18 protein-coding genes are annotated in these 23,865 nt (G+C 56.1%); 13 read left to right on the top strand and 5 right to left on the bottom strand.

What is annotated here, in order from left to right; genetic code table 11:
- Positions 1–201: 201 nt before the first annotated feature.
- From B2R17_RS03455 to B2R17_RS03420, 8 genes are all read left to right on the top strand, one after another.
- On the top strand, positions 202–453 hold the full coding sequence (locus B2R17_RS03455) for an acyl carrier protein (protein ID WP_007325818.1): 252 nt from the start codon (positions 202–204) through the stop codon (positions 451–453).
- A gap of 111 nt (positions 454–564) precedes the next feature.
- Entirely contained in the window at positions 565–1,959 is a 1,395-nt protein-coding gene (locus B2R17_RS03450) for a phytoene desaturase family protein (RefSeq protein WP_286762860.1), read from the top strand.
- 162 nt (positions 1,960–2,121) lie between these two features.
- Positions 2,122–4,353, top strand: coding sequence for an NADP-dependent isocitrate dehydrogenase (locus B2R17_RS03445; RefSeq protein WP_286762859.1), 2,232 nt, complete (start codon positions 2,122–2,124; stop codon positions 4,351–4,353).
- Positions 4,354–4,467: 114 nt separating this feature from the next.
- On the top strand, positions 4,468–5,475 hold the full coding sequence (locus B2R17_RS03440; protein WP_286762858.1) for a class I SAM-dependent methyltransferase: 1,008 nt from the start codon (positions 4,468–4,470) through the stop codon (positions 5,473–5,475).
- Positions 5,476–5,666: 191 nt separating this feature from the next.
- The gene (locus B2R17_RS03435; protein WP_286762857.1) at positions 5,667–6,080 is read left to right on the top strand and encodes a hypothetical protein; all 414 of its coding nucleotides are present in this window, start codon (positions 5,667–5,669) and stop codon (positions 6,078–6,080) included.
- Between the two features lie 197 nt (positions 6,081–6,277).
- A complete protein-coding gene (locus tag B2R17_RS03430) occupies positions 6,278–6,712 on the top strand; it encodes a hypothetical protein (RefSeq protein WP_286762856.1) in 435 nt (144 codons plus the stop codon).
- Positions 6,713–6,862: 150 nt separating this feature from the next.
- Positions 6,863–7,165 (top strand): hydrolase, encoded by a 303-nt coding sequence (locus tag B2R17_RS03425; RefSeq protein ID WP_286762855.1) that lies wholly within the window; start codon positions 6,863–6,865, stop codon positions 7,163–7,165.
- A 345-nt stretch (positions 7,166–7,510) separates the two neighbouring features.
- Entirely contained in the window at positions 7,511–8,407 is an 897-nt protein-coding gene (locus B2R17_RS03420; protein WP_286762854.1) for an isochorismatase family protein, read from the top strand.
- A gap of 523 nt (positions 8,408–8,930) precedes the next feature.
- Here the strand turns inward: B2R17_RS03420 and B2R17_RS03415 are convergent.
- From B2R17_RS03415 to B2R17_RS03405, 3 genes are all read right to left on the bottom strand, one after another.
- Complete coding sequence (locus B2R17_RS03415; protein WP_286762853.1) at positions 8,931–10,085, bottom strand: DNA alkylation repair protein; 1,155 nt, start codon at positions 10,083–10,085, stop codon at positions 8,931–8,933.
- Positions 10,082–10,744, bottom strand: a complete 663-nt coding sequence (locus B2R17_RS03410; protein ID WP_286762852.1) for a methylated-DNA--[protein]-cysteine S-methyltransferase — start codon at positions 10,742–10,744, stop codon at positions 10,082–10,084. Before B2R17_RS03410 ends, B2R17_RS03415 begins: the two co-directional genes overlap by 4 nt.
- Before the next feature lie 95 nt (positions 10,745–10,839).
- Positions 10,840–12,009, bottom strand: a complete 1,170-nt coding sequence (locus B2R17_RS03405; protein WP_286762851.1) for a serine hydrolase domain-containing protein — start codon at positions 12,007–12,009, stop codon at positions 10,840–10,842.
- 309 nt (positions 12,010–12,318) lie between these two features.
- Here B2R17_RS03405 and B2R17_RS03400 point away from each other — a divergent pair, with 309 nt between their 5' ends.
- Positions 12,319–13,944, top strand: a complete 1,626-nt coding sequence (locus B2R17_RS03400) for an arylsulfatase (RefSeq protein WP_286762850.1) — start codon at positions 12,319–12,321, stop codon at positions 13,942–13,944.
- Between the two features lie 610 nt (positions 13,945–14,554).
- Here B2R17_RS03400 and B2R17_RS03395 read toward each other — a convergent pair.
- Positions 14,555–17,380, bottom strand: coding sequence for a hypothetical protein (locus B2R17_RS03395; RefSeq protein ID WP_286762849.1), 2,826 nt, complete (start codon positions 17,378–17,380; stop codon positions 14,555–14,557).
- A gap of 496 nt (positions 17,381–17,876) precedes the next feature.
- On the opposite strand from B2R17_RS03395, the gene B2R17_RS03390 reads away from it, so the two are divergent.
- Complete coding sequence (locus B2R17_RS03390) at positions 17,877–18,170, top strand: transcription regulator (protein WP_008653083.1); 294 nt, start codon at positions 17,877–17,879, stop codon at positions 18,168–18,170.
- A 272-nt stretch (positions 18,171–18,442) separates the two neighbouring features.
- On the opposite strand, the gene B2R17_RS03385 is transcribed toward B2R17_RS03390, so the two are convergent.
- A complete protein-coding gene (locus B2R17_RS03385) occupies positions 18,443–19,465 on the bottom strand; it encodes a phosphatase PAP2 family protein (RefSeq protein WP_286762848.1) in 1,023 nt (340 codons plus the stop codon).
- A gap of 382 nt (positions 19,466–19,847) precedes the next feature.
- On the opposite strand from B2R17_RS03385, the gene B2R17_RS03380 reads away from it, so the two are divergent.
- From B2R17_RS03380 to lepA, 3 genes are all read left to right on the top strand, one after another.
- Entirely contained in the window at positions 19,848–20,510 is a 663-nt protein-coding gene (locus tag B2R17_RS03380) for a DUF502 domain-containing protein (RefSeq protein WP_286762847.1), read from the top strand.
- A 145-nt stretch (positions 20,511–20,655) separates the two neighbouring features.
- On the top strand, positions 20,656–21,654 hold the full coding sequence (locus tag B2R17_RS03375) for an ROK family protein (protein WP_286762846.1): 999 nt from the start codon (positions 20,656–20,658) through the stop codon (positions 21,652–21,654).
- A 47-nt stretch (positions 21,655–21,701) separates the two neighbouring features.
- Complete coding sequence (gene lepA / locus B2R17_RS03370; RefSeq protein WP_008653068.1) at positions 21,702–23,516, top strand: translation elongation factor 4; 1,815 nt, start codon at positions 21,702–21,704, stop codon at positions 23,514–23,516.
- Positions 23,517–23,865 lie beyond the last annotated feature (349 nt).

Raw genomic sequence — 23,865 nt, 5'->3', positions numbered from 1 at the left:
GGACCTGTGGACCTGTGGACCTGAGCCACTTTCCCCTTCCTGCGTCGATCTGTCCCAATTCAATTGGCACAGGCGCCAAGTGGTGCCCCTTGTGTCGAATCCCGTTGCCGTCGAAACTACTCCATCCCGCGGTGGCGGTTGCTCCACGGCGGAACACGGACGTTTCTTCTTCCCGTTTCTCTCGCATCCCTGCTTCCTTTCATGACTCCTGCCGAAATTCGCCAAGAAATCATCGATATCCTCGACGACATTTCTCCTGATGAGGACCTCGACAACCTGGACGATCAGAAGGCGTTTCGCGAGCAATTGGAACTGGATTCGATGGACTTTTTGGACATCGTGATGGAACTCCGCAAGCGTCACCGCGTGCAGATTCCAGAGGAAGACTACGGCCACCTCGCTAGCATGCACTCCACGGTCACTTACCTGGAACCCAAGATGAAGGATCTTTAGGACAAGCGGAAAGAATTACAGGGGCACAGAACCACAGGGTGTGCCTTCGGGAAACTGCTCTCGGTCGTGCCTGTGGTCCTGTGACACTGAGCCCCTTTCCACTTTCGCTGTATGTACGACACCATCATCATCGGCGCGGGGATGAGCGGGCTGGCAGCCGGCATTCGGCTGGCCCACTTTGACCAACGCGTTTGCATCCTCGAGAAGCATTACACGATCGGTGGGCTCAATTCGTTTTATCGAATGGGCGGTCGCGACTACGACGTGGGTCTGCACGCGATGACCAACTTCGCTCGGAAGGGTGACAAAAAAGGCCCGCTGGCAAAGCTGATTCGCCAACTGCGATTCGGTTGGGAAGATTTCAAGCTTGCTGAGCAAAACGGGTCGTCGATTCGTTTCCCCGGTGTCGAGTTGGACTTCAACAACGACATCGCGATGCTGGAAAGCGAAATCAAATCGCGATTCCCCGATCAGATCGACGGCTTCCGAAGTCTGTGCGGATCGCTGCTCGACTACAGCGACATGGACGGTGACTCGCCCGATTTCATGCGGTCAGCTCGCGAGGTCATGGCGGAACATCTGTCTGATCCGCTGTTGATCGAAATGTTGCTGTGTCCGTTGATGTGGTACGGCAACGCTCGCGAAAACGACATGGACTTTGGCCAGTTCTGCATCATGTTTCGCGCCTGTTACTTGGAAGGTTTTGGTCGGCCATACAAAGGTGTTCGGGTCATCCTGAAAAACTTGGTTCGCAAGTTCCGCGGCCTGGGCGGCGAGCTGAAATTACGAAGCGGCGTTGCCAACATCCACGTCGAAGACGGCAAAGCGGTCGGTGTTGTGCTGGACGACGGGACTGAATTGCAGGCCAAGCGGATTCTGTCGTCCGCGGGGACGGTCGAGACGATGCGGATGTGTGACGACATCACCGAACCAGACGTCGCGAAAGCGGGCAAGCTTTCGTTCATCGAGTCGATCAGCGTGCTGGATTGCAAGCCAAAAGAATTGGGCTTTGACCGGACGATCGTGTTCTACAACGACTCGCCCAATTTTCACTGGGAGCGGCCGGATGACTCGTTGTGCGATGCACGAACGGGAGTCATCTGCAGCCCGAACAATTACATCTACGACGCCGAAGAAGGCGAGTTGCCCGACGGTGTCGTTCGAATCACGACGCTCGCCAACCACGATTTGTGGTCCGATCTGCCGGAAGAGAAATACCGTGCCGCCAAGGTGACGCAGTATGACGAAGCCGTCGCGTCGGCCGTCCGGTTCATGCCCGATTTTCGTTCACGCGTGGTCGATACCGACGTCTTCACGCCAAAAACCATCCGCCGTTTCACTTGGCACGACAACGGTGCCGTTTACGGTGCGCCCGACAAACAGTTGGATGGGACCACGCATCTGCCCAATGTTTTCCTTTGCGGAACGGACCAAGGTTTCGTCGGAATCGTGGGTGCGATCGTCAGCGGCATCAGCATGGCAAACCGCCACTGCCTTCAAGTTTGACCGTTTCGGGCGATCATACGCCCGCGGATGCGGTTTTTGGATGCAGCCTGGCCATTGAGGTCGCGCCGGCATTGACAATTGAGCGGTCGGGCAGCAGGCTTTCCAGTCGGAAATTCTTCATGATTCCCGTGATTTGGGGGTCTTTGTCCAGACGAGGTTCGAATGCCCAGCGAAACTGCCGCGATTGTTTACACGCACACCGATGAAGCTCCCGCACTGGCGACCCGTTCGTTGCTGCCGATCCTGCAAGCGTTCACCAGCGGCAGCGGTTTGTCGTTCGAAACCAAAGACATCTCGCTGGCCGGCCGTATCCTGGCCGGATTCGCGGATCGTTTGCCGGCGGACAAGCAAGTCCCCGACGCACTGGCCGAACTTGGCGAACTGGTCACGAAGCCACACGCCAATGTGATCAAGCTTCCCAACATCAGTGCCTCGATCCCACAATTGGTCGAAGCGATCACCGAACTGCAGGCTCAAGGGTACGACATCCCTGACTTCCCGCAGGATCCCAAAACCGATGAAGAAAAATCGGTTCGAGCGATCTACGCCAAGGTGCTGGGAAGCGCCGTCAACCCGGTTCTTCGCGAAGGAAACTCGGATCGCCGCGTCGCCGCTCCTGTGAAAGCGTATGCCCAAAAGAACCCACACTCGATGGGCGATTGGTTGGCGGATTCGAAGTCGCATGTGGCTCATGTGAGCGAAGGTGACTTCTATGGAAGCGAGAAATCGGTGATCATCGATTCCGATGACACTCTGCGCATCGAGCATGTTGATCATGACGGAAACGTCACGGTTCTTCGTGATGGTTTGGCCGTCATCGCTGGCGAGATTGTCGACTCCGCTCGATTGAGCGTACGTCACTTGCGAGCTTTCTATGCGGAGCAAATTGCGGACGCAAAGTCGACCGGCGTTCTGTTCTCGTTGCATTTGAAAGCGACGATGATGAAGGTCAGCGATCCGATCCTGTTCGGACATTGCGTTGCCGTGATGTACGATCGCTTGTTCGAAGAACATGGTGATGTGTTGACCGCCGCGGGTGTTGATCCCGATCAAGGTCTCGCATCGGTATTCGCGAAGGTGCAAGATTTGCCTTCCGATCAGCGAGCATTGGTCGAAGGAACCCTGGTTGAGATTCAGTCGAGCCTGCCTGAAATCGCGATGGTCGATTCGGACAAAGGCATCACGAACTTGCACGTGCCCAGCGACGTGATCATCGACGCCTCAATGCCCGCCGCGATTCGCGCTGGTGGCAAAATGTGGGGAGCCGATGGCAAGTTGCACGATATGAAGGCGGTCATTCCTGATCGTTGCTATGCGGGCGTCTACCAAGCCACGATCGATGATTGCATCGCCAACGGAAAGTTCGATGTCACCAAGATGGGCAGCGTCGCCAACGTCGGATTGATGGCAAAGAAAGCCGAAGAATACGGCTCGCACGACAAGACATTCCGCGTTCCCGCCGACGGCAAAGTGCGCGTGGTCAACTCGGCCGGTACGGAGCTGATGATTCACGAAGTGGAAAAAGGCGACATCTGGCGAGCTTGCCAAACCAAAGACGTTGCAGTGAAGGATTGGGTCCGATTGGCCGTCGTCCGTTCGCGTGCCACCGGTTCCCCCGCGATTTTCTGGCTGGATGAAAATCGGGCTCATGATCAGAACCTGATTGGCAAGGTCAACGAGTATCTGAAAGACCATGACACGGCAGGTTTGGACATCCAGATTCTGGCACCCGCCGATGCGACCCGTCATGCTTGCGGTCGCGCTCGTGAAGGCAAGGACACGATCAGCGTCACCGGCAACGTGCTCCGTGATTACCTGACCGACTTGTTCCCAATTCTGGAGCTCGGAACCAGCGCCAAAATGCTTTCGATCGTTCCATTGTTGGAAGGCGGAGGTTTGTTCGAAACCGGAGCCGGCGGTTCGGCACCCAAGCACGTCGAACAAATCATGAGCGAGAATCACCTGCGTTGGGACTCGCTTGGCGAATTCCTCGCGTTGGCCGTTTCTCTGGAAGACTTGGCGGAAAAGACCGGCAATGAAGAATTCGCGGTCCTGGCAAAGACATTGGATGACGCGACCGGACGTTTCCTGGACAACGACAAATCGCCTTCGCGAAAAGTCGGTGAGCTCGACAATCGCGGCAGCCATTTCTATCTGGCGTTGTACTGGGCCGAAGCGTTGGCGAAATCTGGTCACGAAGGGTTGAAAGCACGCTTCGAACCGATCGCAAAGGCCATGGCTGAAAACGAGTCGAAGATCGTCGGCGAGTTGAACGATGCTCAAGGCGTCGAGGTTGATCTGGGTGGCTATTATCATCCCGATGAAGCAAAGGCCAGTGCCGCGATGCGTCCGAGCCCAACGCTCAACGCCATCATCGATGGTCTGGCTGGTTAAGCTGGCGTTCACGCGTCGTCAACACTCGCGACGGTCGCCCAAGCCCGTCTTCCACCGGTACGATGGCCTTCCAAGGCCGTCGAGCCCAACTCCCCTCGCCGTCCGCTGCCCATCATGCCAGTCGACCCCACGCCAGTCCTTCAGTACATCAACGGTTTTCGTTTCTCGAAAGTCATGTTTGCTGCGGTTGAGTTGGGTGTCTTTGATCGGCTGGACAAGCAACCTCGATCGGCGGAAGAATTGGCGGCGGATTTGAAGTGCGAGCCCACGGCGATGAACCGTTTGCTCGATGGGTTGGTGGGGATGCAGTTGCTCGCCCGTGAATCGCAGGATTATCGCAACACCGACCTCGCCTCGGAATTGCTGACGACGACCAGTCCCAATCGGATGACGGGCTATATCAAGTTCAGCAACGATGTGAGTTGGAAGTTGTGGTCGCATTTCGAAAACGCGATTCGTGAAGGTTCGCATCGTTGGAAAGACGCTTACGGTTGGGACCAGCCGATCTTCAGCAGTTTCTTTGCCGACGAAGCTGCCATGCGAGAGTTCTTGATGGGAATGCATGGCTACGGCGTGATCAGTTCGCCCAAGGTGGTCCGCGCCGTCGACCTGTCACCGTTTAAACACTTGGTGGATCTCGGTGGAGCAACCGGTCACCTGCCGATCGCGGCTTGTGAGGCATACGAGTCGTTGACTGCAACCGTGTTTGATCTGCCCGATGTGATTCCATTGACCAAAGAGATCGTTGCGCAGTCATCCGTTGCAGATCGGATTGATGTGACGGCGGGAGATTTCTTTGCCGACAAGTTGCCGGAAGCGGATTTGATGTCGTTGGGCAGGATTCTGCACGATTGGTCCGACGAAAAGATCGATCGTTTGCTCGCGAAGATCTTTGACCGATTGCCGGAAGGCGGCGGTTTGCTGCTCGCGGAAATTCTGATCCAAGACGACCGTGGCGGTCCGGACTGGGGACAAATGCAAGACCTCAACATGCTGGTTTGCACCGAAGGTCGTGAACGAACGTTGGCGGAGTACGAAGCGATTTTGCGTCGTGCAGGCTTCAGCAGCGTGACCGGTCAAGTCACCGGCGCACCCGTCGACGCGGTGCTCGCGATCAAGTGAGTGGCGAGACATGGAGATTCGAATGAAGTCGCCACCGGGCGTGCTCGCTGGAACAAAACGCAATTGATGGTGGATCGCCAGCCCGCTGCTGCACGGGAAGCCACTGTTGACGAAAACAATTTCGGCCGTTACTTAAAAACAAGCATGGACGACATCTTGTCGTCCAAAACTTCGTTATCCACCGCAGCGAAATGAGCCGCAAGCCGACATTTTCGATTCGCAGCCTGTTGGTGCTTACAGCCACCGTCGCGATTGCCGTTACGGCTCTCGCCGTTTTGCTTCGCCGCACACCGCGACCATACAAGACGCTGGAACGATTCGCGAACTCCTACGAGGCTCGCGGGTGGACTGTGGAGGTTGCGCCCGATTTGGACGGCCCGTATCGAACTGCTGGTGACGACTGGTCTGGTGCTGCCGCCGTTCAATGCAACTCTGGGCAACCCGTAAAAGGCTGGGTCGAATCTGGTGGAACGCGGCGAGCAATTCACTATCCCGCCCGTATCGGAGCGTCGTATATTGTCGAATTCCTTGAAACCCGCGACGACAGGCCGACCTATCTCATTCTATCGAAACCAGATGGTCTCCAAGCATCAAGCGGCGGATAACATGGTTTTTACGCTAGGCCTTCGGCACACCTTCGTTTGTTTTGCAACGGGCGCTGGCATTGGTACAATCTCTCGTGATTCAAACTCCACCGCTTCGTTTGGGGCGGTGTCGTAAAAACCTTCCGCTATCCGCCGCGGGTTGATCGTTGGCCAACCTAATCATCGAAAAATCGCCGTCGATCAAATGGTATTCCGACTTGTTTCCATTTTTCGCGTTGATTGAACCAACGATCCGCGAACACCGCTGGCTCTGGACCGAAGTGGACGTGAACGCCGCGTTGCCGATTCCGGATAATGACATCGGTCGATACCTAATTGACGGGGACGCACTGTTTGACTTCGCCGTCGACCGCCCGCAGTTCAGGTGGTCCGTTCTGTCGGCTCTGCCCCCTGAATACGAGGTCGACCCAACTGCCATCCCGCGTGAATCCGTCCCTTACGCTGACGGTAATCCTGATTTCTGGCACGGTTCTCCTCGTCCGCAATTTTCGGAAGCGCTATTTGAAATCGTCTGCTGGGATTCGTCCGCGACACTGCTGATTGGTACTGACAACCATCTGATATTGGACGCTTTTCGTGCTGCGTACCCCGGTGCCGTCGATCTCGACGCTGAGAATCGCTCACGGGCCTAGCGGCGGACAACATGGTTTGTGCGTAGTCTTTCGGAACCCCTTGGTTGGTCACGCTGGCTGGCACTGGTATAGTCTTTCGTAGTTCAAACATCGCTCGCATCTTTCAAGGCGGTGTCGTAGCAACCTTCCGTTATGTGACCGAGGCGCTCGTTGGATCGTAAACGCGTAATCTACATTGACGTCGATGACACGTTGATCCGCACTGTCGGCACCACCCAAATTCCGATGCCAGCCAGCGCGGATTACGTTCGGCGAATGCACGCGGCTGGTCATACGCTGTACTGCTGGTCTCGCGGCGGTGGCGACTACTCCCGCGATGTTGCTACTTTCCTCGGTATCGCTGACTGCTTTGTCGGTTTCCTGCCCAAACCTGACATATGTCTCGATGATCGCGGCGACCGACTGCTTGACTATTGTGACGTGATCCTTCCCGGCAACGCGTCAAACCACTGACCGCAACCAAAGTCGCGGTCACATAACATGGTTTTTGCGTTATTTCTTCGGTGCACCTTCCATGTTTGGTCACGCGGGCTGGTATCGGTACAAACTTTCGCCGATCAGACATCACTCGCTTCGTAGAGGACGGTGTCGTAAAAGTCTTCCTTTTCTTAAGGCAGCGAATGGGACGGTCAGGGGGAAGTTCGGTGCGATGAATGCAGGTTCGGGCGAACTGACGCGAGTGATTGTTGCTCGAAGCAAACGGGCGGCTTCTAGATCCGTCGGCATTCATTGCGGTGACACCCGGAGTGATTGATTCAGGTTAGGATAAAGACGATTCATCCCAACTTGGAGATTTGAATGATGAAGACTCTGGCAATCTTGTTCGTATTTCTTGGGTCGTTGATTGGACAAGACGCCAGTGGGCAATCGAGTCTGGATCTGAAACTGCAATCGAAATCGAATTCCGATTCAGGCGACGTTGTCATTCAGCACGTGGACGAGACTTGGGAGACATCGAGAACAGCCATTATCGTTTGTGACGTGTGGGACTATCACCATTGTTTCAACGCGGTCGGTCGCTTGAACGAGATGGCACCGAGGATGAATGAGGTCATCGTGGAGGCTCGGCGACGCGGGGTGACAATCATTCATTCACCGAGTGGCTGCGTTGATTTCTACGCGGACAGTCCGGCGCGGAAGCGTGCAATCGAGGCACCCGTCGCTGCGAGTTTGCCCAAAGAGATCGTTGCGTGGTGTGACAGCATTCCGTCGGAAGAAGAGGCTGAGTATCCCGTCGATCAGTCGGATGGTGGCGAGGACGATGATCCCGAAGAGCACGCGGCTTGGGCCGCGAAGCTGGAGTCGATCGGACGCGATCCGAAAAAGCCTTGGCAGCGGCAACTGAAAACGATCGAGATCGATGACTCGGTGGACTACATCACTGACCAAGGCGACGAGGTTTGGAATGTCCTGGAATCGAGGAACATTGACAATGTGATTTTGCTGGGCGTGCATACCAACATGTGCGTGCTCGGTCGCCCCTTTGGGCTTCGTCAAATGGCAAAGAACGGCAAGAACGTGGTGCTGATGCGTGACATGACGGACTCGATGTACAACCCAAAGATGTGGCCCTACGTCAGTCACTTTGAAGGGACCCGGCGAGTGATATCGCACATCGAGCGATACGTTTGCCCAACGATCACCAGCGACCAAATCATCGGTGGTACGCCATTTCGTTTTGAAGGTGATGAGTGATCGTTCAGGCTTTCGCTGGAACCAAACCCGGATGTCGCGCAACAAGTAGCCGACGGAGGCCCTCCGTCGGCAAAAAGGCGTTCTTGCTGGTGAGATTTCGCGTTTACTGTGATCGTGTGCGCTCTTGCCGACCGAAAGCCTCGGTCGGCTACATGGGATGCTGACTGGGGGCTTTTCGTGACTTCGCAAGTCGTGAGGTTTCATCCGTCCGACGTCTGGAGGCGGTTCTTTCACTCGTACCAGGCTTGAATGGGCACGCAAAGCCAATGCCGTGGGGCCCTGGAAGTGGCGCAATGACGTAGCCGACGGAGGCTCTCCGTCGGCAAAAAAGCGTTCTTGCTGGGGAGGTTGTGCGGTTGCTTTGATTGTTTGCGCTCATGCCGACCGAAAGCCTCGGTCGGCTACATGGGATGCTGTCTGGGGGCTTTTCGTGACTTTGCAAGTCGTGAGGTTTCATCCGTCTGACGTCTGGGCACGGTCGGTGTGGAGAATCAGCCGCTCGTTGCGTCGTTTGTTTCTGGCGTCATGCTTCGCTGCTGGCAAGCAATTCAAATGGAAGTGTTCCGAAAGGTTTTCCGTTGATCTGCAACGTGACCGCGTGCCGGCCGGGATAGAGTTTGTACGTGGTGGCGTTGGCGTGCAGTCGATGGCGTTTGTTCAGTGCAGCGGTTTCTCCCTTGCTGAGAGAAAGACGCTTGAGTTTATGAACTTTGGGGGCAGTGGTTCCATTGGCTTTGACGAAGTCGATGACGTAGTCGATCATCAGTTTTTCGGATCGCTCCGCTTGGACCAAGAAGGAAAGCTCCAGTGAGTCGCCCGGCTTCAGTTCACTGGTCTTGAGTTCAAAATCCGCGACTTCAATCTTGGGATTGTCTCGATAACCAAGAAACTTCAGTGCGGGTGCATGACCTTGTTTGATCAGCGTTCGCAAAGCATGGCGGCTGATCCAATCCAATTCCTTTGTTGTTTGACGTTTGGCTTTCTTCCATTCGCGAAGGAGTTTCAGGACGAGTTCAGGGTGTGACTTTGAAATGTCGTTCAGGTGATTGGCGACGGAACGAGTGACATAGCGAGTCGGGTCGGCGTGCAGTGTTTCGAGCAACGGGATCGGTGCTGTGACATCGATCGTGAGGCGGCGTGACCACGGCAGTTTGGGGCGTGTTCCCTCGCTGGCCAAACGCCGTACGTGGTAGTTGGAATCGGTGGACCACTGCGTGAGTTCGGCCAGAGTCGCGTCGGGATGGGCGTCAATGAAGGCGCGGATGGCATCCTCCATCGAGAACCGCATGGTGATTTGTTTGAGCGTCCGAAGCGAGTGTCGGAGTTGTTTGCGGTCGAGCCCATTGCGGACGACAAATTCGCCAAGAGGAGCAAAGATGAAATCGCCAAAGTCATCGTCGGTGCGTTTGGGATCCAGGGGTGGCGGCAGTGCCTCACGAATTTGTTTGGCAGCGGTAGAAAAGTCATCTGACAGATGTTTTTCGAGCACACGCGCGATGTGGACGATGCGCTGTTTCAGTTCGAGATCTTGGAGGCCTCGCATGCATTGTCGAGTGAAGGCTTTGCCATCGAAGCTTGCGTCGGCTTCTTGGAATAGTCCGCTCAGGTAGCTGATGCGTTCTCGATTGAAGAGTTGATCCTTGAGGCTGAAGCCGCTGCCGGTGGTCGTTTCACTCATGTCTGCGATTGTCTCAGTGGTGTCGAGCAGGAGTGTGTTGGGGACTTCGGATTGGGGAACGGTGCATCAAAACCAGCCAATTGGAGTTGATTCTTGCCAGTAGGAAGGCTCGGGCCGTTGAGCACTCGTTCTCGATTGAGGAGTTCGCGTTTGCGTTCCAAACCCCATCGAAAACCGGAGTCTTTGCCATCGGATCGAACCGCTCGGTGACAGGGGACAGCCAACGCAATTTGGTTCTGGCCGCAGGCAGCTCCAACCGCGCGGCTGGAACCCGGAGAGCCAATCCTTTCGGCCAATTCGCGATAGGTGATCGTTTCTCCTGGCGATGTTTGAACCAGGGCTTCCCACACTCGTTTTTGAAACGAGGTGCCGCGAAGGTCCAGAGGAAGGACCAAGGGTTGCGTCGGTTGCTCGACAAATTGCCGGACGTCGGCTAGTTCCGTTTGGAAAGACTCAGGTGCTTCGACAAGTTCATGGTGTGGGAATGCGGCGGCCAACTCGGATAACTGACTCGACGGATCGTCACCAAGGGAGAGAGAGCAGATTCCCTTCGCTGAGTTGGCTTCGCAAACCCGTGCGATCAAGACGTGTCCGAGGACGCATGCGTCGGTCGCGAAATGCAATGTTGATTCGTTTTGCTTGGGTGGCGACTGGCTCATGCTTCGCTTTTGAATCGGCGGGGTGGAAAGTATCGTGTGGTTGGGATCGCCGGGGACATTCTGACGTTTGCATTCAAACGATGGGGCTTCCGCGATCAAGGAGTTTTTGATGTGCGGAGTTCTTGTGTGGCCCAGTCCGCGGCGATGGTCCCGATTTCACCAGCGAGCGAGTTGACGGAGCCTTTGCCATTCGGATGAACGCGATTGCTGAGGAAGATGACGTACAGTTTTAGTTCAGGATCGATCCAAATCGCGGTGCCGGTGAAGCCGCCATGTCCAAAGGCCGACTCGCTCATCGATTTGCCTCGATTGGACGAGTAACCCGATTGCTTGTCCCACCCAAGGCTTCGCAACTGAATCTGATCTCTCGACGCGCTGGGGACTTCGACGCCGGTGATCATCGCATCAAAGGTTGATTGCGAAAACAGGCTCACGTGTTCGTTCTTTCCCGAGTTCAGCAGAACATTGGCGAGTTTGGAAAGATCCTCTGCGGTGCTGAACAATCCGGCGTGACCGGCGACACCACCCAACGCGTAGCACCGAGGGTCGTGGACTTCGCCTCGCATCCAGTGACCTTCACGTTGTTGGGTGGTCGCGCAGCGTTCGTCGTCTTGTCCGATCGATCGAAAGCCGGTGTCGGTCATCTTCAACGGTTCAAAGATGTTCTGCTTTGCAAATTCATTCAGCGGTTTGCCGGAGACTTGCTCGACCAGTTCGCCCAGAACCATGAAGCCAACATCGGAGTACCGGAATCGCGTGCCAGGTGGACTGCGAAGTTTTTGGTTCATCAAATTTTCGATCGACTCGGCATGCGCGCCTTTGTAGTCAGACATTCCGTTGTCAGGAATCAGTCCGGAGGTGTGCAGCAGCAGGTGGCGGATCGTGACGGTTTCCTTGTCGTGGCTGGCGAAGTCGGGAAGGTATTGGCTGACCGGATCTTCAATCGAGAGTTTGCCTTGATCGGCCAGAATCATCACGCTGGTTGCCGTCGCAATCGGTTTGGTCAACGAAGCCAGATCGAAGATGGTGTCTTCTGTCATGGGGACTTTGGTCGGTTCGACTTGGCGGTTGCCGAACGCATCTTGAAAGACGGTTTGGCCGTCGAAGCCGATCGCGATCACTGCTCCCGGGCATTTGCCGGCTTGGATGCCTTCCGTCACGACCCGCTGCACTTGGTCGGCTGGGAAGTCATCCGAGTGGCCAGTCGCGGCGGTTGAGAGAACGAGCAGGAAAGCGAAGGCGAGTCGCGCGAAGGTTTGGTTCATGGTGTCGGGACAGAGAATGAAAGAACAGCGGGCTGGTGACAAAGATTCTGAGTCGCCGTTAGTTTACAATGGCCGGCCGACCCAGATCGACTCGGACGGCTTGGATCAGTCGTTCGATGCAAAATGTTTTGCGATGCGACCTGGAAAGAACCGTTTGGTTTCGTTTGGCCTGACGCTTTTGGAAGCCGCTCGGAACCGGATCGACTTGGAACGTTTCGAGAAATTCTTGCCGAATGATTCGATTCGCGTGCATCGTCGGACAACGCTACCCGCTCCACCATCCCCTACCCACCTATTGATTGAGTCAGCATGAAACGTGTTGTGATGGGAGCCTGTTTCTCCCTCTTTGCTTGTCTTTTCGTTCTGATCGCGGCTTCGCAATCGAGTGCCGCGGAAACTTCGCCACCGAACATTGTCGTGGTGTTGGTCGACGACATGGGGTTCTCTGACCTGGGGTGTTATGGCAGCGAAATTGAAACGCCGCACATTGATTCATTGGCAGAGAATGGTTTGCGGTTCACGCAGTTTTACAACTCCGGTCGGTGCTGTCCGACTCGCGCGAGTTTGATAACGGGGTTGCACCCGCACCAAGTCGGGATTGGTCACATGACCGCACCTCCCGGTGAGACCCTCGTCGCTCCACCGGCGTACCAGGGACACTTGAATGAGACCTGCGTCACGATCCCGCAAGTGTTGAAGTCGAAGGACTATCACACGTTCATGACTGGTAAGTGGCACTTGGGTCATGCGAGCCAAGATGATTGGCCGATGCAGCGAGGTTTCGATCGCTTCTACGGCGGGATCAGCGGCGCCTTCAACTACTTCAAACCGGGCGGTGATCGTGGGATGACCGATGGAAACGAAGCGGTCGAGACCGAGGACGGCTTTTATGCGACCGATGCATTCACTAACGTCGCTTGTGAGTACATCAGCGACGCTACCCAAGCCGACGACAAACCGTTCTTTCTTTACCTCGCATACAACGCACCTCACTGGCCGTTGAACGCGAAGGTGAAGGACTTCGAGAAGTACCGAGGACGTTATACGGATGGCTGGGAAGCAGTGATGAAAGCCCGGCAGACCAAGCAACGTGAGATCGGGCTGTTCGGTGAATCATTGCAACCGGCGCCCCACGTCGGTCCGGCTTGGGATTCATTGAAGCCAAAGAAGCGTGATGATTTGGATGCGATCATGGCAGCGTACGCCGGATGCGTGGACAACATCGATCAGAACATTGGACGGCTGGTCGCTCATTTGAAATCAATCGACCAGTACGAGAACACGTTGATCCTTTTCTTGTCAGACAACGGTGCTTGTCAGGAGGGCGGGCGATTGGGATTCGGCGACGAGAACATGGTCCGGAATCCACCTTTGGAAACGACCAACGGCGTGCGTCAAGGTTTGGCTTGGGCAAACGCGAGCAACACTCCGTTTCGTTTGTACAAGCACTTCTTGCACGAAGGTGGTGCGAACACGCCGTTGATTGCTCATTGGCCAGGTGGCATTCCTGAGTCACGTCGCAACTCGTTTGTGAGACAACCGGCGTACTTGCCGGACATCATGGCGACCTGTGTTGAACTGGCCGGCGCAGAGATGCCCAGCGATGTTCCTCCGTGCGTGGGCAGTTCGTTTGTGAACGCATTGAAGGGCGACTCGGAAGTCGCGAATCGACCAATCCATCATTCACCGATGTTCTTCGAGCACGAAGGCAACGCGGCGATGCGTGATGGGGACTGGAAGCTGGTTCGCGAATACAAGAAGCCTTGGGAGTTGTACAACATTGCCGAAGATCGGACGGAGCTGAATGATTTGTCGACCGCGGAATCGGATCGGCGTGACCGGATGGTTGCGGCCTGGGAGGCTTGGGCGACGAAGACAGAAGTCGCGTTTCCCGAGCGATACAACATGTATCAAGAGATGAAGAAACACGAGTGAGAGCTTGTGTGCATCGCTTTCTTGTTCGCTACGACAGGCAGCCGTCTTGGCTTCACAAACGGTTGTTTCACTGACGGGCGATCAAGTAGCCGACGGAGGCTCTCCGTCGGCAAAACCGGATGTGTAATGCTGCAGACAGCCGGGTAGGTTCGTTGCCTCGTGTTGCTGGTGAGGCGAGTCGCTTGTTGCGATTGGGTGCGCTCGAGCCGACGGAGAGCCTCCGTCGGCTACGGGTTTGCTGCGAGTTGGTGATGGCGCTGAGGGATTGGTGGGCGTCACAAGTCGTTGGTCTCATTTGCGACGTTGCTGAATCAACATCTCACGTGAGCTGTTGACGCAGTATGTCCTTTAGAGCTCAATGGCTTCAGTGTGCCCGAACTACCTGTGGTTGCTACATGCCGTGTTTGGGATAGCAGCTACGTAGCCGACGGAGGCCCTCCGTCGGCAAAAACGGATGTGTGATGCTACAGACATCCGGGTAGGTTTGTTGCCTCGTGGTGGCTGGTGAGGCTGGTTGCTTGTTGCGATCGGGTGCGCTTGGGCCGACGGAGAGCCTCCGTCGGCTACGGGTTTGCTTCCGTTCTCCTGTGGGACGCTGGATAAGGGAGTTCTACTCGGTTTGATGCGAGATGGGACGCATGGCGGGGAGCGGGTTGGCGTCGGTTTCCCAGGCTCGGACTTGAATTTCGTCGATGATCGCTTCGCCACCGCCGAGGACTTCGAACATAACGTGAATGGGTTCGTCGCTTACGGTTTGACGGTAGAGCGTGACCGGTGTCCAGTCGGGGCGGTCTTGGATGAGCACTCCAAGTTCTTGCGTGCCCAGCGAGTCGTACATCAACAAGCCTTGGTGGGGGCCGCCAAATCCTAGCGTGCGAACGACTGCATCGATCCGGACGGCTCGATTGGGTTCGACAAAAATTGGTGGGCTGCGTACCAACAACGCAGTTCCTTCGTAGCCGCCAGGCAATGAGTCGTCTCGTTTGGGAATGACACGAACAGCCAATGCTCCCGTGCCATGAAAGACTCCGCGATCAACGCACTGAGCAGCCGTCTCCGCCCACTCGGAGTGGCGACGACCAAAGGTCCAGCCCTCGGTTTGCAGGGCGTCGGGACGGTCCATGCCACCACCGCTGAGCAGGTTCACTCCCCAACGCGAACGTCCGTGCACATCACCAATCGGCGGCAGCTTCAACACCGAAGTTGTTGACAAGCCAGAATTCAACAAGGGAGCCCATGCGATTTGGGTTTCGTAGTTGCCCGCGTCCATCGGTGGGCTGCTGACGATGCCATAGGGATCTTCTCGGAACGCGTCGCAAAGCATCCAGTTGGCTTTCATGCACCAAGCATCCGCTCGAGCTGCCAAACGCAATGCGGATTGGGCGTCGTTGCTGCGGACCATGCGTTCGGAATTGTTGATCGTGCTGCGAGCAACCTCGAGCAGGTCATTCGGTGCGTCACGTGAAACGGCGCGGGCGGCGACGGCTCGCGACCAAGCGGTGTTGGATTGTTCGATGGAATCGCGAGCCAGTTGCCAACGATCCAGTGATGCTTGTTGAGCGAACTTGGAGAGCGACGATGCCAGTTGACCGCCTTCGGTGAGCTGGTCGCTGATCGCGATGACTTCGACCACGTCTGGAGAAACGATCTCAATCGAGGTTCCTTGGGTGGTCGTTTCCGGTTCGATTCGTTCGGCGGCGAAATGAGTCAATCGCCACATCAGCTTGCCTTGTTCAAAGGCGGGCAAGTCAATGCGAAGCGTCTTGCCATCGCCGCCCATGATTCGAGTCCCGCGAACCATTGCGGACGTGCAAATCAAAAACGTGGTGGAGCCGCTGCTGAGTCGATGAGCGGTGTAGTACGGACCCACAGGAACTGACGTGACGTCGGGCGTCCCGGTCGAGATCCATTGTTCGAGCGATGCGACGAAGCGGTTGATGAAGCTGATCGCCATGCCGCGGTTCTGGTCAAGTGTTTCGCCAGAAGCCAGCGACCGAGTCGAACGCACGAGGATGGCAGATGGAGCATCCGCCATCGCATCGGCGACTTCTCGCCACATTGGTTGCCAGGCAAATGTTTCTGTGGGTGGAGTGCCAATGCGATTTGAGATTGCGTTGGACTGAGCGATCGCGGCGGCATTGGGCATTCCGAGCACGCTGACGGCGATCTGCTTGCCACCCAATCGCAATCGTTGCTGTGATCGTTCGCTGCGAATCGCTTCGCTCGACAAGGCACGAATGCGAGGCGGAGCGGTCAGCACGGCGGCGTCCAGCATCGCGCCATAGTGTCGGAAGTCTTCGACGGGCGAGCCAACGATCGGCCGTTGCCAACGTCGAGGCAAGGCACGCAGGCGAGCAATCTTTTGAGAGATCTCTTCCCGGTGGTGGCTGTCCATCGCCAAACCTGGCGCCGCAATCCATCCGGCGACTGGTTCGAGCAACGGTTCGAGTTTAGGATCGGGAATGGTAGGACACGGCGCGTAGATACGCATGCGGTGAGCGATCGCGTCGGACAGGATGGCTGCTGTGGGAGGTTCAGCCAACCAGATCGCATCAAACCCCAACGATCGTATCCAGCTAAGAGGCTCGTTGTTGTACTGAATGATTCGGGTGACGCGTCCAATGGGAAACGCGGGTTGGTCAGCTGGAGAAACCAACGACCGCGGATTGGAGGCGGATTCGGAAAGGCCCGCTCGACGTTCACCTTGTAAGAGCGACAGGTCAACGCTCATCCGCGAGGATGACTGCAGCGGCTTGCGATTGGCGTTGGCTGTTGAATGAGGTGAGCTGTCCAGTTCGGTTACCGGGACCATCGCGTTGACGCGAAGATCATCCAATCGCAAGGTTGCGTTGCCGGGTTTGCCGTAAGCGTTGACGACAACCGCATCGACATAGGGAGACGACACGTCGGCTTGGATGCCGTATTCGTTTCGCAGTGCGATGATCTTCAACCGCAACGGTGCGGTGATGTCGCTCACGCCAAGACGTTGAAACTCACCGACGCGTCGATATTGAGATCCAAAGATATTGACCGATGCGGGACGACGCGTTTCAGGGTCAATCAGATAGGGGAACCGAACTCGAAAGCCAATTTGGATTCCGGTGTTAAGTCCTTTGACCGACACCATGGCGGACAGTTCATCGATTGGTCGGACTGGTTCGATCGGGTAAACCAGGATGGCTTTCGTGCCATGCCCCATCACCAATGTAATGGCTTCGCAGACACCACCTTCGGCCGATGGATCGTTCTCATGACCTTGCTCAGCAACCTTTGCATCGCAATCACTTTCGTGAAGTGACCATCGCGGCGGATAGGCATCGAGCGAATCAATCAACTGCGCCGACGAGACGTTCATCATCCAAAGCGAACATGCAATCGCGACAAAGATGGAGGTGATGTTCGCCCAAGTGGCCGTTCCGAGGCAGCGTTTTTTCATCGCGATCTTCGTTTGAGATGTGTGCGCACGCGGTGGCCACACCCGATTCGATCGGGGCCGCATCGGAATACTTTTCCTAGCCGTTTCAGCCATCGCGGGAAGTTCTGCAAACGTGTCGGCGAGCCGGATTGAACGTTGACCATCTTCGGAGCCAAGGGAACAATCCCTTGCAAGTGACCGGGAGGCGAAAACGCAACATCGCGTTGCAAAACCTCCCCAACTACGGGTTGATCCCCCGAAACGCACCTAAGTGCTTGGGATACCAAGTCTTGGGCAGGAAAGCCAGATCGAAAGTGTGTTGCCAGAACGCCACGTTGCGAAAACGCAACACACATTAACAAAAACCGTAAGTGCTTTTCCCGTAATGACTTCGGGATCACAACGTCGTTCCGGCAGGCGGCCGGCACCGCAAGTGCAATGGATGGCTATCACCAAACAAGCAACCACTCGCTGGTTTGGTCCCACACCCTGACGCCCTCGAAGGAAAGTCACTTTTATGACCAAGATCGCTGCCAACAACACCGCCAAAATCAACGACGAAACTCCTGTTGAATTGCAAGAAATGGCTGCCGCCATTGATGCCCTTCCCGCTCGCTATCGGGACGCCGTCGCACCCGCTTTGGCTCGAGTCGTGGAATGCAGCACGCGTCGTCGTCGCATCCTGAACTTGGTCCAAGAAGCCCTGTCGCAACTGCGTTTGGATATGAAGTATCTGATCTTCGATTTGGAAGCGACCCGTCGGGAACGTGACCAGTACAAAGAAATGTTGGAACAAGACGGCTCGCTCTAAGCCGCAACGAATCAGGACGCTTGTTCTGACTCAACATGGATCCCGCTGAGCCGGGATCCTGACATTGGGTGTGTCGTCAGCTAGGACTGGCTCGGAGTTTTTTCGAGCCGACAGCTTCGACGGACATCACCACTTTCGATTCGCTAAACGGAGTCAATCGCGGTATTCGCGATGATGCACCGTGCCCCAACGCGAAAACGAACTTCATTCAACGGCGTTGCCGATCACGATTTGGTGATCCGCTTTCCATGAGCCCATCGCACGTCGCGAAACTAGGCCGCTCGTTCGCTCGCGTCGCCGTAATTTTGCCGGTCGACATTTTGTTGATGGGGCGTTTGCTCTTCGCTTTGATCGCCATCGTTCGAACTGATCGGACGCGATTGCGAAGCATGCTGCGACGACATTGTGGACTGCATCGCTTCGTATTGTTCGGTCGCGCTCATGTGCGATGCGTGCATTGGAGAAGCATGCATCGGGAACGAAGGCATCCGTGTCGATGAGTCAGCATCATGCTGAGGGATGGCTTCGGTGGAATGGCTGCTATCAACGCGAGTTCGTCGGCCAACATCAGGGACCATCTTGTCGAACAAGTTGCCCAGCAAACGTGGATGGAAGCAGACGTAGGACCAAAACAGTCCAAACGCGACACCGCCGCATACGTCGCTGGCAAAGTGGGAGCTCGTGTTGACCCGATTGATCAGCACACCCATCCAGATCATTGCGAAAAGAACGCGGCCGCGGGGAACGACCACCCACAAACCGATCAGCATGGCTGTCGCGGTCACGACGTGTCCACTTGGAAAGGCTCGCATGGCAGCATCGAAGGATGCGACTTCGCTGAGGTCCCAATCAAAAGCCCACAGCCACGCCGAATCGTGGCCGGCGTGATTTAGATTGAGGTTGCTGGGGCGAGGCCGGATCACAAACATCTTGGCAATCGTTGCGATGGCACCGCCACCCATAGCGAGAGTGGCCAGTCGCGGCAAATGCCAACGCCGTTTCGGTGCCATCAGCAAAATTGCCAGCAAGATCACGAAGACGCCGTAGCCGTGCGATAGCACCAACGAAAGCTCGAGTGCCGAATCCAATTCCGCAGGCAACGGTTCGGTGCGGAAATACGAGGCGATGTTCACGTCCACCAACGTCATCATCGGCACCAGCATCATTGTCATGGCTGCCATGTAGAGCAGCGTCACGGGACGATACAGCGTGACCGCATCGTTGGTCGTGCTGGATTTGGTGAACGTTTGGTTTTCGCGAGGTTGTGTTTCGCGAGGCGATTCGATTCGGTTCACGATGGCGTCCTGTATCGCGACTGGTTCAGATCGACGGTCTGGAGGCCGGATTCGCGATCGGACAATCGGGGCAAGATCGAAATCATTCGGTCAAGCGGTCCGCGTCGATTGATGTGAATCCTGGACGATCCAGACGCTACGAAATGCCGGTGAGCGATGGGAACCCCAGTCGGGTTGAAGTTCCATGCGAGCCGCGATGAGTTCCGCGAAATCTGAGGTTTTCCCAACCGGCCGCGCCTTTGCAAACGACGCAATCGGCCCAGAGTTGGAGGTCGCGTCACGTGGTAACTAGGACGAGCAGCGTGGTGTGTTCCGCGTATTGAGTTCACCACCGGCGTGATACCATGCGATTTTTCGATTTGTTCCGTGAAACACTGACGCCATGAAACAGCACGTTCAAAAACACTTTTCGTTTCTTCGCACAACCGCGATCGGCGGAATTTTCTTCTTGCTGCCTTTGTTGGTGGTGTGCGTGCTGCTCGGCCAGTTGGTTCAGGTCATCTACGCCGTGGCAATCGCGTTGTTGCCGTTCTTGCGAGACTACACACCGTTTCATGACACAACGGGATACCTGTTGGTCTTTGGCATCGCGACGCTGTTGCTGGTGTTGGCGTGTTTCGTGTCCGGCATCATGGCTCGTCGATCGATCGCGAGGCAGTTCACTCGTTTCATCGAAAAGTATCTGTTGATGCTGTTTCCGCGTTACGCGATTTTCAAGGAACAACTCAGCGGCAACATTGGCGGCGACGTTGCGAAGAACCGGTTGCGTCCGGTGGTGGTGCAGTTGGAAGGGTATTCGCAGTTGGCGTTCGAGGTGGAACGTTATCGCGGATCGGACATCGCCAACGATCCACTGGGAGTGACGCTGTATTTGCCAGGGTCGCCGGATCCGTGGAACGGAAAGGTGGTGATGGTCGAAGCATCTCGGGTGCAGCGAATCGACGCACCGTTTGGCGACGTGGTCGGAACGTTCGAGCAATTGGGCACCGACACTCAGAAATGGGCGCGGGCCAACGCACTGGCTGTCGAAAGCGAAGAAGCCTAGCCAAGTCTATCGACATGGCTTTCGGTTTCGGCTGGGGAGCGATTCCCGCTGGGATTGGGGCGGTACGGCGATGCCAAAATTGGGCAATCCGCTATACTTCTCGCCAACTACTAAGACTCATTCCCAACTTCACTCAAGCGTTTGCATGACAACCGATTCACGTCATTACTGGGGCATCGACATTGGCGGCACCAGCATCAAGTGCGGACTGGTGAACTCAGGCGGCGAGACCGTCGCGTTTGAACAGGTCCCCACGTTGGAAGCCGAAGGCCCCCAAGCGGCGGTTGACCGGTTGGCCACAATGATTCGTGAAGTCGAAACGCGGACGAAAACAATCGGCAATGTGCCACGAATTGGTATGGGAGCCCCCGGGCCGATGGATCTGCCCCGCGGAATGTTGGTGGCTCCGCCCCAATTGCCTTCGTGGTGGGAGTTCCCGTTGTGTCAAAAGTTGACCGAGGCAACCGGACGTCCAATTTCGTTCTTGAACGATGCGAATGCGGCCGCATACGGCGAGTTTTGGCTGGGAAGTGGCGCTCAGGGATCGTCGATGATTCTATTGACGCTGGGGACCGGCGTCGGTGGCGGCATCATTGTGGAAGACCAATTGGTCAATGGTGTGAACAGTTTCGGCAGCGAGTGCGGACACATCATCGTTGACCCTTCGCCGGACGCCCAGCTTTGTGCATGGGGCGGCGGTCGCGGCCAATTGGAAGCTTACGCCTCGGCCAGCGGGGTGGTCATGCGGACTCGGCACCGGTTGGCCGAGTACCCCAAATCTTTGTTGCGGCCGTTTCTCGGCGAGAACAGTTCCCAGTTGACCGCCAAACGAATTTGGGAAGCGGCGACGGAGGGCGACGATTTCGCGAATTTGATCATCGATGAAACGGCTCATTGGTTGGGAATTGGCGTCACTAATTTGGTTCACACGTTGGACCCCGGACACGTCGCTCTGGGTGGAGCGATGAATTTCGGCGGGTCGGAGTGTGAGATTGGGCGTCGTTTTTTAGCGGGCGTGACCGAAGAATTTCGACAACGGACCTTCCCGAATGTCTTCGAGGGAACGACCATTTCGTTTGCGACACTCGGACACGAAGCCGGTTATTTGGGCGCCGCCGGGTATGCTCGCAAGCAAGATTCCTGAAACGGGTTCGCCGTTTGAACAATCATCATCACTGAAACTGAAACCGGATGGCATCGAAATCCTCTCGTTCGCAAGAACACATTCGCAACTTCTGCATCATCGCTCACATCGACCACGGCAAAAGCACGTTGGCCGATCGTTTGTTGGAGAGCACCGGAACGGTTGATAACCGCGGGAAGAAGACGCAAATGCTGGATGACTTGGCGTTGGAACAACAACGCGGAATCACCATCAAGGCTCGCGCCGTGGCCATGCGGTACAAACGCGACGGCGTCGAGTACGAGCTGAACCTGATCGACACGCCCGGCCACGTCGACTTCCAATACGAAGTTTCACGCTCGTTGGCTTGTTGCGAAGGCGCGTTGTTGCTGGTCGATGCTTTTCAGGGTGTGGAAGCACAAACGGTCGCCAACGCTTTCGCGGCGATGGAGCATGACCTGACGATTGTTCCGGTGATCAACAAAATCGACTTGACTCACGCCCGCCCGGATGAGGTGGCCGAGGAAATGATGAATTCGTTGGGCACCGATCCTGACGAATGCAAACGCGTTAGTGCGAAGACCGGCGAAGGCGTTGCGACACTGTTGGATGCGATCGTGGATTCGGTCCCCGCACCGACTGGCGATCCCGATGCGGTGCTGCAGGCCATGGTTTTTGATTCCAACTACGATGATTTTCGTGGTGCGATCACATACATCCGAGTCATGCAGGGAACGGTTCGAAAGGGGCAAAAGATCAAATTTCTGCGAGCTGGATCCACACACGATGTGGTGGAATTGGGCCAGTTTGCTCCCAGTCGCGTTCCTTGCGACGAGTTGGTTGCGGGCCAGGTGGGCTATTTGATCTGCAACATCAAGAGCCTCGGCGACGTTCACATTGGGGACACGATCAGCATCGCGGGCAATGATCCCGCGCCGGCGCTGCCCGGTTATGACCGCCCGAAACGGATGGTTTATTGCGGTTTGTTCCCCAGTGATGGGCAGGACTTCAGCGAACTGCGGGACGCACTCGAGCGATTGGCGGTCAACGATCCGAGTTTTGAGTTCGAACCCGAAACGAGTGACGCGCTCGGGTTTGGTTTCCGCTGTGGTTTCCTTGGATTGCTGCACATGGAAATCGTCCAGCAACGATTGGAGCAGGAATCGGACATCGATCTGGTCCAAACCGCTCCCAACGTGACCTACGAGATCACTGACAAACGAGGCGAAACAAAGAACATTCACAAGCCTCAGGATGTTCCCGATCCCGGGGACATCGAAAAGTTCTGCCAGCCGATTGTGCGTTGCAACGTGATCGTGCCGGAGGAATACATCGGCCCGGTCATGAAACTGTGCCAGGAACGACGTGGCATCCAAAAGGGCCACGAAGTGCTGGGGGCTTCGCGAGCGATGTTGACATATGACATTCCGCTGGCGGAAGTCATCTACGACTTGCACGACCGGATCAAGAGCTGCACGCGTGGCTACGGGACGCTGGATTACGAGATGGTCGGTTACGAAGAAGCGGACCTGTGCCGACTGGATATTCTCGTCAACGGCAACCGAGTCGACGCGTTGTCGGTGGTTTGTCACCGAGCCGATGCGGATCGTCGCGGGCGTGCGGTGGCGAAGAAGTTGAAGTCAGAGATCGAGCGACACATGTTCGAGGTTGCTGTCCAAGCCGCGATCGGCAGCCGCGTGATCGCCCGTGAAACCGTGCCGGCGATGCGAAAGAACGTGACCGCGAAGTGTTACGGCGGTGACATCACGCGAAAACGGAAGTTGCTGCAGAAGCAAAAGGAAGGCAAGAAGCGGATGAAGGCGGTCGGCAACGTCGAGATCAGCCAAAAGGCTTTCATGGCGGTTCTGACGGACGGCGAGTGAGCGGAGGCTCGCTGGTGTTTGGTGCCTAGTCGGTTCAAACAGTATTGGTCAGCGTCAGCTTGTCCGCTCTTGAGATTCTTTCGTATTCACGCCGCAGTGTTTCCGAGTCGACTCCGTGGTGGATGCGTTTGCGGAGTATCAGCTGGAAACGCGGCAAAAGGTTGAGTTTGCGTGTTGGTTGACGGATTGAGTTCCACGCGTGAAACGTTCCGATCAAAACTTTCCGAACGAATTTCCGGAATGACCCGCAAGATCGGAACAGTTTGACACGATACAGGTACTACGCAAATGAATGATCCTCTGCGGATCGGTTCAAGTGCGGATTTGCCAAGTCGGAAACCAAGGAAGG

The sequence above is a fragment of the Rhodopirellula sp. UBA1907 genome, assembly GCF_002337565.1.
In the GTDB taxonomy this organism is placed as follows: domain Bacteria; phylum Planctomycetota; class Planctomycetia; order Pirellulales; family Pirellulaceae; genus Rhodopirellula; species Rhodopirellula europaea.
This window is presented reverse-complemented; position numbering and strand designations above follow the sequence as displayed.